Source organism: Hyphomonas sp., assembly GCF_040882205.1.
Lineage (GTDB): Bacteria > Pseudomonadota > Alphaproteobacteria > Caulobacterales > Hyphomonadaceae > Hyphomonas.
Window position 1 is genome coordinate 39,031 of sequence record NZ_JBBEBT010000368.1, and the last position, 11,795, is coordinate 50,825.

Sequence of the window (11,795 nt, forward strand, 5' to 3'; positions counted from 1 at the left end):
TTTGTGCATCTGTCCCTCCAGCACCGCTAAACAAAAGAGTTGCGCCCCTATGCGCCAGTTTCCGGCATTCTTTAATCTCGACGGCGCGCGGGTCGTGGTGTTCGGGGACGGCGAGGAAGCAGCGCGCAAGCTGCGCCTGCTGGTGTCTTCGCCAGCTGAACTCGTGCTGGTGGGAGGATTTGTCGATGCGGCGCTGGCGGCGGAGTTCGGGACGCGTCTGACATTGGTTCGCCGGGCAGAGGCGGGCGCAGCGCTCGCCGGGGCGCGGATCGCGATCATTGCGGAGACGGATGTGACACTGCGTTCCGAGGCGCTGGCGGCCGTGCGGGCGCGGGGCATTCCGGTCAACGTGGTCGACCAGCCGGAGGATTGTGATTTTACCGTGCCGTCGATCCTCGACCGGGGCGAGATCGTAGCGGCGATCGGCTCGGGCGGGGCGGCGCCGGTGCTGGCGAAGGCGGTGCGCGCGAAGCTCGAGGCACTCCTGCCGGCGCGGATCGGCGAGCTCGCGGCGCTGGCACGAAGCCTGCGGGTTTTTGTGAGCGAGGCGATTCCGGACAAGGGCGCGCGGCGCAGCTACTGGGAGCGCGCGCTGACCGGGCCAGCGGCGGAATCCGCTTATGCAGGCGATCTGGAAAGGGCCGAGGCGCTGCTGAAGTCGGCCGCGCTGGCGACAGGGCGCGCGGCGGGCGTGGTGCATATCGTGGGGGCGGGGCCGGGCGATCCGGAACTACTGACGCTCAAGGCGCTGCGCGTGCTGCAGGAAGCGGACGTTGTCTATTATGACCGGCTGGTGAGCCCCGAAATTCTCGGCCTGATCCGGCGCGATGCGGCGCGCGTGCCGGTCGGCAAGTCGAAGGGCGATCATTCTGTTGCGCAGACCGAGATACATGTGCGGCTCGTGGCGTCTGCGCGAGAGGGGCTGCGGGTGGTGCGGCTGAAGGGCGGCGACCCGTTCATCTTCGGGCGCGGCGGCGAGGAGCTGGAAGCCGTGCAGGCCGAAGGCATCGCCGTGCATGTCGTGCCGGGGATTTCGTCCGCCCTCGGATGTGCAGCCTCGGCAGGGATTCCGCTGACCCACCGCGACCATGCGCAGACGCTGACTTTTGTGACCGGCCATGCCAAGGCGGGCGGCGTGCCGGATCTGGACTGGGCGGCGCTGGCACGCCCGGCGCAGACAGTGGTCGTGTTCATGGGCGTCGATACGGCGCCGATCATCGCCGAGCTCCTGATTGCGGCGGGGCGCGATGCGCGCACGCCAATTGCCGTCATCGAAAATGGGACGCGGGCCGATGAAGTGCGCGTCTATGGCGAGCTGGCGGAGCTGCCTTTCCTGATCGCGGAAGAGGGCATCACTGGCCCGGCGCTGCTGATCATCGGCGAAGTGGCGGGACTGCCACTGTCGGCGGTGCAGATCAGCCAGTTCCTGCCGCCCGAATTTTCCGGCCCGTCGCGGTTTGAAGCGCTTGCCCTCGAGGAGTAGATCTGCATGACATCTGTTCGCGCGAAACTGAAACCCGAAACGCCGAAATCCGTGACAGGATGGTTCACGGCGACGGGACGGTCGGCATGGATGTGCGCTAATGGTTCGTGGACGGAGTATGCGTCGAATCTCGGCGTGTTCATCGGCGATGAAGCTGAGGCGCGCCTTGCTGCGGCGCTGAAGGAAGAAGGGCTGATCACGGACCCTTACTTCATGGAAGTCTCGGTGGCGGGCGAGATCACCGGCCGGGAAACGCTGCGCGAATCCCTGCGCGCGGACATGTCGCTGATCTATGGAGGCGCTGCATGATCCGGATTTTTGGCGACAGCATTTCGGGCAATTGCCTGAAAGTGAAATGGGCGGCCGAGCGCCTTCAGCTCGCGCATGAATGGATCAAGATCGACATCCTGAAGGGAGGGACGCGTACGGATGGGTTCCTGGCGCTGAACCCGTTCGGACAGGTGCCCGTGGTGCAGTTCGATGATGGGCGCACGCTATCGCAGTCGAATGCCATCATCCTGCATTTCGCGGAAGGCTCGGACCTCGTGCCGGAAGATGCGTTCGAGCGGGCCAAGATGCTCGAATGGATGTTCTGGGAACAGTATTCGCACGAGCCGACGATCGCCGTGCGCCGCTTCCAGAAGCATTACCTGAAGAAGTCCGACGATGCGATCGACGCGGACCTGATGGCGAAGGGGCGCCGTGCACTGGGCCGCATGGAGATGGCGCTGATCTCGAATGATTTCATTGCGGGCGGGACGGCACTGACGCTCGCCGACATTTCGCTGCTCGCCTATACGCGCATGGCGCCTGAGGGCGGGTTTGATCTCGGCGACTTTCCGGCGGTGCATGCCTGGGTCGCGCGGTGCGAGCTTGAGCTTGGCTTGGCGCACCTGCATGAGGTGAGGCATGTATAGATACGACCAGTTTGACGCCCGCCTCGTGGAGGAGCGCGTGGCGCAGTTTCGCGGGCAGGTGTCGCGGCGCCTTGCGGGCACGCTGACAGAGGACGAATTCAAGCCGCTGAGGCTGCAGAACGGCGTGTACCTCCAGCTGCATGCCTACATGCTGCGCATCGCGATCCCGTATGGCCAGCTGTCGCCCGTGCAGCTGCGGCGCCTCGCCGAGATTGCGCGCGATTATGACCGGGGCTTCGGGCATTTCACGACGCGGCAGAACATCCAGTTCAACTGGGTGGCACTGAAGGACATTCCGGAGGTGCTGGAGAAACTGGCCGAAGTCGAGATGCATGCCATCCAGACGTCGGGCAACTGTATCCGCAATACCACCACGGATCATTTTGCGGGGGCCGCGCAGGACGAACTGCTCGACCCGCGTGCCTGGTGCGAGATCATCCGGCAGTGGTCGACGTTCCATCCGGAGTTAGCCTTCCTGCCGCGCAAGTTCAAGATTGCGGTGACGGCGGCCGACCATGACCGCGCGGCGATCCGCGTGCATGATGTCGGCCTGCATATAAGGCAGAAGGACGGCGTGACCGGATTTGAAGTCTGGGTCGGCGGCGGGCAGGGGCGCACGCCGCACATTGCGGCGCTGGTGAACGCGTTCGTGCCGGAAGCGCAGATACTCGATTATCTCGAGGCGATTATGCGCGTCTACAATCGCTATGGCCGCCGTGACAACAAGTACAAGGCGCGCATCAAGATCCTCGTAACGGAGCTGGGCGAGGCGGAATACATCCGCCAGGTCGAGGGCGAGTTTGCGGCGCAGCGGGAGACCGAGAAGATCGACCTGCCGAGGACGGAGGTTGACCGCATCCACGCCTATTTCGCGCCGCCGCCGCTGGCCGCGAAGCCGGATGTACCGAAACTGTTCGAAGCTGCGAAAGTGCTGGACCCGGCCTTTGCGCGCTGGACGAGGACGAACCTGCATCCGCACAAGGTGGCGGGCTATACCTCGGTCACGGTGAGCCTCAAGCCGCTGGGCGTGGCGCCCGGGGACGCGACCGACAAGCAGATGGAAGTCGTCGCCGACCTCGCCGAAAAGTACGGGTACGGAGATATCCGCGTCAGCCATGCGCAAAACCTGATCCTACCGCATATGGCGCTGGACGATGTGCCGGGGGTCTACAGGACGCTGGACGCTGCCGGGCTCGGCGCGGCCAATGAGAGCCGGATCACCGACATGATCGTGTGCCCGGGTCTCGACTTCTGCAATCTTGCCAATGCGCGCTCGATCCCGGTGGCGCTGGAAGTGCAGAAGGTGTTTGCGGATCCGGCTTACGAGGAAGATATCGGCAAGCTGCATATCAACGTGTCCGGCTGCATCAATGCCTGCGGGCATCACCATGTCGGCCATATCGGCATCCTCGGCGTCGACAAGAAGGGCGAGGAATTCTACCAGATCCTCCTGGGCGGGCGTGCTGACGAGAAGGCCGCGCTCGGCCGAATCGTCGGGCCTGGACTGAAGGCTGAAGACGTGCCCGGCGCCATCCACCGCGTCGTTGAGTTCTACCGTTCGCAGCGGACCTCGCCGGCCGAGAAGTTTATCGACACGCTGGAACGCCTCGGCCACCAGCCTTTCCAGGATGCCCTCTATGCCGCTGGTTAAGGGTGGCGCCGAAATCGCCAATGACTGGACCTTCGTGCCGGACGGCGCTGTGCTCCCCGATGCCGGGCAGACGAGCGTCTCGCTTGCGCGGTTTTTCGCCCTGAAAGCGGGGCAGGAGAACGGCCCGCTGCCGGATGGGGTGCGCCTTGGCCCGGCGGATGACCCGGCGCAGCTGGAGCCCTACCTGCCGGACCTGAAGCTGATCGAGGTCGAATTCCCCCGCTACACGGACGGACGCGGCTTCAGCCAGGCCCAGCTGCTTCGCCGCCGCCACGGCTATTGCGGCGAACTGCGGGCGGTCGGCCACGTCCTGCGCGATCAGATATTCTACATGCACCGTTCAGGGTTCGATGCTTACGAAACCCGCCGCGCCAGCGTATCTGAGGTATTGGAGGCGCTTGCCGAGTTCACTGAGGCCTACCAGCCTGCAGCCAACGGCCCGGGAGCCGCCTTCCGAAAGAGAACCGGAGCCTGAGGCGTATGCCCTTCGATACAATGATTGAAGGCCCTGCGATGGACCCGTCGGTCCGGCTGGCCCGCCTGAACGGCGAGCTGCGTCAGGCTTCGGCTCAAACAATCCTTCGCGCCGCCATCGTGCGCGAATGGGCGGACGACCTCACTTATGTTTCGAGCTTCGGCGCAGAGAGCGCGGTGATGCTGGCGCTGATTGCGGATGTGGACCCGTCGCTGCCGATCCAGTTCATCGATACCGGAATGCACTTTCCGCAGACGCTGGACTACCGCGATGAGATCATCGAACGGCTGGGCCTGACGGGCGTGCGCACGCTGGCGCCGAACGAAGGCGAGCGCCGGCTGAAAGACCCCAAATCCATGCTCTGGAAATCCAATCCGGATGCCTGCTGCGACCTGCGCAAGGTGCGCCCGCTGGAGCCGGCTCTGAATGGCTATTCGGCCTGGATCACAGGGCGCAAACGCTTCCACGGCGGCGCCCGGATAAGCCTGCCGGTATTCGAGTATGCCGCTGGCCGGTACAAGGTGAACCCGCTCGCCGGCTGGAACCAGGACGATGTCGACCTGTTCATGGAGCAGCGCAATCTGCCGCGCCATCCGCTGGTTGCACAAGGCTATCCCTCCATCGGCTGCTGGCCGTGCACGCAGCCGGCAGACGACCCGGACAATCCGCGCGCCGGCCGCTGGGCGGGTCAGGACAAGACAGAGTGCGGCCTTCACGTCGAACGCAATGAGCGCCCACGGGTTTTTTAATTTATCCGTAGGCGGATAAGTATCCTGTCTCAGTGCCGCCGATCGAACACATGGCTCAGCGCCAGCGCCGCAGCGGTCGCCACGTTTACGCTGTCGAAACCGTCCGTCATCGGAATACGCACTTGCCGGGCGCGGGCGATCAGTTCGCGCGGCAGTCCCGGGCCTTCGGCGCCGAGCAGGAGCGCGAGGCGGGGCGGGATATTCAATGAGGGCAAGCGTTCTGCGGCGGGGTCCGGCGTCAGGGCCCAGACTTCGTGGGCGGCGGCCTCAGCAGTTTCAATGAGCGAGGCGCCCGTGCCGCCCTGGGCGAAGGGCAGCCAGAGCGTCGTGCCGGAAGAAACGCGGATGGCCTTGCGGTACAGCGGGTCGCAGGATCTGGCATCGAGCAGCACGGCGGACGCGCCAAACGCGGCGGCGTTGCGGAAGCAGGCACCGACATTGTCATGGTTGGATAGGCCCGCGAGCAACAGAGCAGTTGAGGGACCGTCCGCAGGCAGAACATCGGCCTGGGCAAGCGAGGGGCCCTTGAGGCCGCAGGCCAGCACGCCCCGGTGTATCGGGAAACCGGCAACGGCGTCCATCACGTCTTGCGGTGCCACATAGACCGGCACGCCGGCAGGCACGCGCGCGAGGATGTCTGCCAGCGGCGTGAGCCGCGTCTCGCACAGGAACAGGCTCTCCACTGCGAAACGCCCGCGCGTCAGCAGCGTCTGCAGCGTGACCTTGCCTTCGACGATGAAGCGCGCGCCATGCCCGCTCGTCAGGTCGCGCTCGCGGATCGCGCCATAGGCGCTAACGCGCGGATCGTCAGGGGCCGTAACATGAAAAACGGACATGGGATGTCCCATGCCCGTTTCGTGGATCAGCTTCAATCGGCCGGGTTCAATTGATGAGAAGGTCGATGACCACGTCCGTGATGAGGCCGCTCACGGCCTCGGCAAGATAGACATCGTCTTCAACGCGCACCCAGCGATAGCCGCGCGGCGCAGGGCGCAGGTTGTAACGCGCCCAGTCATCGAAATAGACTTCGCGGTATTCATGCGGCAGGTATTCGCCCTTGCCCCAGATTTTCTTCGCGTGGCCGGGCGGGATTTTGCCCTGCTTGGCGAGGCCGGGGGGCAGGTCGTGAGCGCGGCCCGGCGGTTCGGCACAGGCGGCGAGGCCCGCGCCGAGCGCGCCGGCAACAAGCAAGGTCAATTTGAGAATAAGCATCGCAGGAACCCTGTGTTTCCAGGGATCAATGCGGGCCGCAGGCCAAGGTTCCGTCAGTCGCCAACCGGCAGGCCTTGTTCCTTTGCGAGGCGCTTCATCGTCTTCTGAAGCTTCTCGAAGGCGCGGACCTCGATCTGGCGGATGCGTTCGCGACTGACGCCGTACTGGTCGGAAAGCTCTTCCAGCGTTTTTGGCTCGTCAATCAGGCGGCGCTCGGTCAGGATATGGCGTTCGCGCTCGGAGAGATCTTCCATCGAGCGGGTGAGCAGCTCCATGCGGCTGTCGAGTTCCTGGCGGTTGGCGAAGGTCTCCGCCGTGCCGGGTTCGTCATCTGCCAGCCAGTCCTGCCATTCCATGTCGCCGTCGGTGCCCATCGGCACGTTCAGTGAGGCATCGGAGCCTGACATGCGTCCGTTCATCGAATAGACTTCAGCCTCCGTAACGTTCAGCTTTTCTGCGATGAGCTGCGCCTGCTCAGGGCGCAGGTCACCCTCGTCGAGGGCTTTCATCTCGCCCTTGAGGCGGCGCAGGTTGAAGAACAGTTTTTTCTGGGCAGCGGTGGTGCCGAGTTTTACGAGGCTCCACGAACGCAGGATGTATTCCTGGATCGCGGCACGGATCCACCACATCGCGTAGGTCGCAAGGCGGAAGCCCTTTTCGGGGTCGAATTTCTTCACGGCCTGCATGAGGCCGACATTGCCTTCAGAGATCACCTCGGCCATCGGCAGTCCGTAGCCGCGATAGCCCATGGCAATCTTCGCCACCAGGCGAAGGTGCGATGTGACCATCTTTTCGGCCGCCTCGGTGTCTTCATGGTCGCGCCATTGGCGCGCCAGCATGAATTCCTCGTTTTTCTCGAGCATCGGGAACTTGCGGATCTCGCTCAGATACCGGCTCAGTCCCTGTTCCGGACTGAGGGCTATAGAGCCCGCTTTGGTCGGCGTATTCGCCATGTTTTGTCCTCCTGGTGGGGCGGGTCCCGGTTTCGGCGGCCTGCCTCTTCTTCTGGTCTTCTGGAACTTCCCCGGCAGCCTGGTCCTGTCTGGCAGCAACGTTGCCGCCGGAGAGGCGCAATTCATGCATCGCGCTCCTGCATAAATAGGAATTGAGGCGAGGGTGTGGAAGAGGGGCCGGCGCCGCTATTTGCGGCCGGTCAACTCTCCGTGAGGCTGCGCCTCTCTTCAGCCATGTAGGAAGCCGAGCGCATCTCGAAAAGGCGGCTGGCTGTGCGCTGGAACTCGAAGGCGCCGTCACCGTCGGGATAGAGGCGATCGGGTTCGGCGGCGGCGCTGGCGACGAGTTTCACACGCGCCTCGTAGAGGGCATCGATCAGGCTGACGAAGCGGGCGGCCTCATTGCGCCGGTCGGGGGTGAGCAGGGGGATGCCTTCCAGGATCACCGTGTGGAAAGTCGCGGCGATGGTCAGGTAGTCAATGGAGCCTAGGGGGCGGGCGCAGAGTTCCCCGAAGGTGAAACGGGCGACGCCGGCGGCTTCGCGCGCCACCTCCAGCCTGCGGCCCTTGACCGTCAGCACGCAATGCTGCGGCTCGGCGCCGAGTGTCAGGCGCGTCCAGGCCATGTCGAGGGCGGCCCTGCTGCCCTGGCCGAGCGGGGCATACCAGACCGGCGCCTCGACGAGCCGGTCCAGCCGGTAGTCGCGCGCCGAGATAAGTTCAAACACCTCGCAGCGTTCCTTCAGCCGTTCGATGAAGGGCAGGAACAGCGCTCGGTTGATGCCGTCCTTGTACAGATCTTCGGGCTTTCTGTTGGATGTGGCAACCACCGTCACACCATGCGCAAACACAGCCTCGAACAGGCGCGCGAGGATCATTGCATCGGCAATCTGGGTGACCTGGAACTCGTCGAAGCACAGGAGGCGCGCTTCGCTGGCGATCTGTCTGGCAACCGGCGCGATGGGATCATCGCCCGCACCGCTGACGCGCCAGGGCGAGCGTTTGCGGTCCGCCTCGCTCATCTTGCGCCAGACATCCAGACGTTCGTGCACCTCGGCCATGAATTCGTGGAAATGGACGCGCCGCTTGGGCGAGGTTTTCGCCTCGGCGAAGAAGAGGTCCATCAGCATCGACTTGCCGCGCCCGACGCCGCCCCAGAGATAGAGGCCGCGCGGCGCTTGCGGCGCCTTGCTGAAGAAGCTGCGCTTTGGCGGGCGGGCAAGGATGAGGGCGAGTTCGTCCAGCCGGCTGGCGGCATCGGCCTGCGCGGGATCGTCCGTCAGCGCGCCGCTGGCTACACGTTCGTCATATCGTGCCCGGACATTTCCCATACGGACTAGCCGAACCGTTGAGCCGCTTGCGCGACGAATTCGCCGAAAGTTTCCGGCCGCACCAGAAGCGTCGCGATCACGCCTGCGACGGCGCCGCCGAGGTGGGCCTCGTGGCCGATGACGCGGTCGGCCCGCATCGAGAAGGCATAGCTCAGCGCCACATACAGGATGCCGAAAACGATGCCCCACATCGGGATAACGAAGAAGGCGAGCAGGATCGCGAAGGGCTCAAACAGGCAGAAGGCCATCACCATGCCGGACAGCGCGCCTGACGCCCCGGCGGCGCGGTAGTCCGGAGTGTTCCGGTTGTGCAGGTAAGCCCAGGCGCTACCGCCCAGAAGCGAGGCGAAATAGACGATGGCGAAACCGACGCCGCCGAGGATGTACTCGCAGATCGGCCCGAACAGCCAGAGGCCGTACATGTTGAGCAGGAGGTGCGGCCCGTTGACGTGGAGGAAGCCGGAGGACAGCCCCCGATACCACTCGCCCCCGTTCCGCATCGGCCGGATCCAGAGGATGTTGTGCTGCATGAAGGCATCGTTGCGGAACGCGATCAGGCTCGCGATGACGTTCAGTACGAGAAGGCCCAGCGTCACGGGCGAAGCGATGAGGCTGTCCATGCGGGTTACCTTGGCGGGGTGGGCCGGAAACGACAAGCCGCCCGGAAGCATTCTCCCGGGCGGCTTAGCAATCAGGGGTGGCTGCCTGCAAGGGCGCCTGTCAGGCGGCGCGGGCGGGCCGGCCGGCCGGGGCGGCGATGCCGGCGGCAGGCATCAGCTCCATGAAGAAGTCCTCGAAGGATTCCGGGCGCTGGATGAACCGGTTGAAGGGCAGGTTGGCCTTGAACACGGCCTGCGGATGAATGTTGGCGCCGCAGCGGACGGCCGATGCGACGGCCTGGTCGCAGTTTTCCATCGAGGAGACGACCGCGATCCGGTATTTGCCCATATTGGCGACGCGGGCGATGGTCATGTCAGCGTCCATCGAGTCAGGCAGGCCGAGGTCGAGCACGACAAGGTCGAAACGCTCCAGACGCAGGCGCATCTCTGCGGCCATCAGCGTCGGTGCCATCACGAGGTCAACCTGAACGCGTGCGCGGGCTGCCTTGTCAGCAGCAATGGCCAGCATGTCGCGCACCGGCTCATGATCCTCAACCCACAGAACTTTCATCTACATCTACCTTCGATCAGGACACTGGCGGGAGGGCGGAAGCGTTAAGCCGGGCCCCGTTCTGAGTTCACCATGCCATGCGCGTCTTGCACCTTGGTAAAGCGAAACTTTCTGAAGTCTTTAAATTGGCCCCAAACGCATTTTTTTTGAGGCAGGGGCAATGCGACCTTCCCTTTGCAGCTTTGTGGCCCGGCCCTATGCTGGCGGCTGCGCAGGAGGGGCCGGTCCGGCCTCGCGGGAGGCCCATGACCGACGATACTGTCACCCCCGCTGCCAAAACCCGGTCCCTCGGGGCGTTCCTGCCCACTGAGGAAGGATCCGGCGCCCATATCGTCGATGTGCTGATCGAAGAACGCTGCCCGAAGCTGCGGGCGAGCCCGGCCTGGACGGTGGCGCGGCCGGTCCTCTACTCGCTGCTGGGCTATGGCAAGGCGCGGGCGATGGCGGACGATCTGGTGCAGCTGACGGGCCGCGAATCGTTTGACCGGCTATCCCGGCAACTCGCTTTCGACATGACTGTCACCGGTATCGACCGGCTGCCGGCAACCGGGCGCTGCATCGTGGCCGCGAATCACCCCACCGGCCTTGCCGACGGGGTCGCCGTCTGGGACCTCCTGAAAAGGAAGCGCGAGGACATCGTCTTTTTCGCCAATGCCGACGCAATCCGGGTCAATCCGCGTTTCGAGGATGTGATCATCCCGGTCGAATGGGTTGTTTCCAAGCGGTCTCCCGCAAAGGCGCGCGAAACGCTGAAACGGGCAGCGGAGGCCTTCGCTCAGGAAAAATGCGTCGTCATCTTCCCTTCTGGCCGCCTCGCCCGGAAGGTCGAGGGGCGGATGGAAGAGAAAGACTGGTTCCCCACCGTCGTCGGCCTCGCCCGCAAGCAGGGCGCGCCGGTCGTCCCGCTGAACCTAGATGCCCGCAATTCGGTGCTCTATTATCTTTTCTGCGACCTCTCGAACGAGCTGCGCGACATCACGCTGTTCCATGAACTCCTGAACAAGCGCGGCTCGAAGATCCGCATGACCTTCGGCGAGATGATCCATCCGGACCTGCTGCAGGGCGAGCCGCAGGCGATGACCGACCGGCTGAAACAGCACGTCGCCTACGCGCTTCTGGAGAATGCCGACGCGGCCTTCGGCGCCTGACAGGCGAGGGGTGCTTGCGGCGCGCCCCATTGCGCCCTAGAGGCGCCCGCCATGATCGAGATTGTGCCTGAAAACCCTGCACTGCATGCCGAAGCAATCGAAGACCTCTTCGACCGCACCTTCGGCCCGGGCCACTTTGCTAAGACGGCGGAGCGGCTGCGCGAGTATTCGGCCTCGCTTCCCCAAATCAACCGCGTGGCGGTGGAGGAAGGCCGGGTGATCGGCGTCTGCCGCGTCTGGCCTCTGGTGGTAGGGGAGGCGCGCCGCCCGGCGCTGTTCTATGGCCCGGTCGCGGTCGATCCGGCGCACCGGGGCCAGTTCCTCAGCCTGCGCATCACCGAAGCGGCGCTGGAGGCCGGCAAGGCCGCAGGCTGGCCTGCTGCCATCCTGATCGGCGCGCACAGCCTGTTCGGCAAGGCGGGCTTCAGGGTGGCGCCGAAGCACCGGCTGACCTTCGCCAGCCCGCAGGACCCGGCCCGCGTCCTGGTGCGCGATCTCGCCGGCGATGCATCCGAGCTCGAAGGCCGCGTCACCGCGCCCTGAGTTTCTCTTGCCCAACCGGAAACCGGCTGGCACCATCGGCTTCGTTCGCAGTCCTCCCGGTCACAGCTCTCCCGATCAAGAGGGGAGGCGGGTCGGCCTGCGCCGCGGGAGGAAGCATGGCCGATGTCGTCACTGGCCAGGACGAGCCGCAGCGCCCGCGCAC

Annotated in this window: 14 protein-coding genes; 8 read left to right on the forward strand and 6 right to left on the reverse strand. The window is 64.8% G+C overall.

The window, feature by feature from the left end:
* The first annotated feature begins 49 nt into the window (after positions 1–49).
* Genes cysG through WEA77_RS16125 form a run of 6 tightly spaced genes read left to right on the forward strand, consistent with a single transcriptional unit; the run spans position 50 to position 5,275 of the window.
* Positions 50–1,483 carry a siroheme synthase CysG gene (gene cysG / locus WEA77_RS16100; protein WP_368068887.1) on the forward strand — a complete coding sequence of 478 codons (1,434 nt, stop codon included), beginning with the start codon at positions 50–52 and terminating at the stop codon, positions 1,481–1,483.
* Positions 1,484–1,489: 6 nt separating this feature from the next.
* On the forward strand, positions 1,490–1,792 hold the full coding sequence (locus WEA77_RS16105; RefSeq protein WP_368068888.1) for a DUF2849 domain-containing protein: 303 nt from the start codon (positions 1,490–1,492) through the stop codon (positions 1,790–1,792).
* Positions 1,789–2,400: a glutathione S-transferase family protein gene (locus WEA77_RS16110; RefSeq protein ID WP_368068889.1), complete on the forward strand. Its 612-nt coding sequence runs from the start codon at positions 1,789–1,791 to the stop codon at positions 2,398–2,400. The genes WEA77_RS16105 and WEA77_RS16110 overlap by 4 nt, the downstream gene beginning before the upstream one ends.
* Positions 2,393–4,051, forward strand: a complete 1,659-nt coding sequence (locus WEA77_RS16115) for a nitrite/sulfite reductase (RefSeq protein WP_368068890.1) — start codon at positions 2,393–2,395, stop codon at positions 4,049–4,051. The genes WEA77_RS16110 and WEA77_RS16115 overlap by 8 nt, the downstream gene beginning before the upstream one ends.
* On the forward strand, positions 4,038–4,526 hold the full coding sequence (locus tag WEA77_RS16120) for a DUF934 domain-containing protein (RefSeq protein ID WP_368068891.1): 489 nt from the start codon (positions 4,038–4,040) through the stop codon (positions 4,524–4,526). Before WEA77_RS16115 ends, WEA77_RS16120 begins: the two co-directional genes overlap by 14 nt.
* 5 nt (positions 4,527–4,531) lie before the next feature.
* A complete protein-coding gene (locus WEA77_RS16125) occupies positions 4,532–5,275 on the forward strand; it encodes a phosphoadenylyl-sulfate reductase (RefSeq protein ID WP_368068892.1) in 744 nt (247 codons plus the stop codon).
* 29 nt (positions 5,276–5,304) lie between these two features.
* On the opposite strand, the gene WEA77_RS16130 is transcribed toward WEA77_RS16125, so the two are convergent.
* The 6 genes from WEA77_RS16130 to WEA77_RS16155 form a co-directional block, all read right to left on the reverse strand.
* A complete protein-coding gene (locus WEA77_RS16130; protein ID WP_368068893.1) occupies positions 5,305–6,111 on the reverse strand; it encodes a TrmH family RNA methyltransferase in 807 nt (268 codons plus the stop codon).
* A 46-nt stretch (positions 6,112–6,157) separates the two neighbouring features.
* Complete coding sequence (locus tag WEA77_RS16135; RefSeq protein WP_368068894.1) at positions 6,158–6,487, reverse strand: RcnB family protein; 330 nt, start codon at positions 6,485–6,487, stop codon at positions 6,158–6,160.
* 53 nt (positions 6,488–6,540) lie between these two features.
* Positions 6,541–7,440 carry an RNA polymerase sigma factor RpoH gene (rpoH, locus tag WEA77_RS16140; protein WP_368068895.1) on the reverse strand — a complete coding sequence of 300 codons (900 nt, stop codon included), beginning with the start codon at positions 7,438–7,440 and terminating at the stop codon, positions 6,541–6,543.
* Between the two features lie 200 nt (positions 7,441–7,640).
* On the reverse strand, positions 7,641–8,771 hold the full coding sequence (zapE, locus tag WEA77_RS16145) for a cell division protein ZapE (protein WP_368068896.1): 1,131 nt from the start codon (positions 8,769–8,771) through the stop codon (positions 7,641–7,643).
* A gap of 5 nt (positions 8,772–8,776) precedes the next feature.
* Positions 8,777–9,391, reverse strand: coding sequence for a rhomboid family intramembrane serine protease (locus tag WEA77_RS16150; protein ID WP_368068897.1), 615 nt, complete (start codon positions 9,389–9,391; stop codon positions 8,777–8,779).
* A 100-nt stretch (positions 9,392–9,491) separates the two neighbouring features.
* The gene (locus tag WEA77_RS16155) at positions 9,492–9,941 is read right to left on the reverse strand and encodes a response regulator (protein ID WP_368068898.1); all 450 of its coding nucleotides are present in this window, start codon (positions 9,939–9,941) and stop codon (positions 9,492–9,494) included.
* Positions 9,942–10,186: 245 nt separating this feature from the next.
* On the opposite strand from WEA77_RS16155, the gene WEA77_RS16160 reads away from it, so the two are divergent.
* Together WEA77_RS16160 and WEA77_RS16165 are read left to right on the forward strand one after the other, a co-directional pair.
* Positions 10,187–11,089 (forward strand): 1-acyl-sn-glycerol-3-phosphate acyltransferase, encoded by a 903-nt coding sequence (locus WEA77_RS16160; RefSeq protein ID WP_368068899.1) that lies wholly within the window; start codon positions 10,187–10,189, stop codon positions 11,087–11,089.
* A gap of 51 nt (positions 11,090–11,140) precedes the next feature.
* Complete coding sequence (locus tag WEA77_RS16165; protein WP_368068900.1) at positions 11,141–11,632, forward strand: GNAT family N-acetyltransferase; 492 nt, start codon at positions 11,141–11,143, stop codon at positions 11,630–11,632.
* Positions 11,633–11,795: the final 163 nt, after the last annotated feature.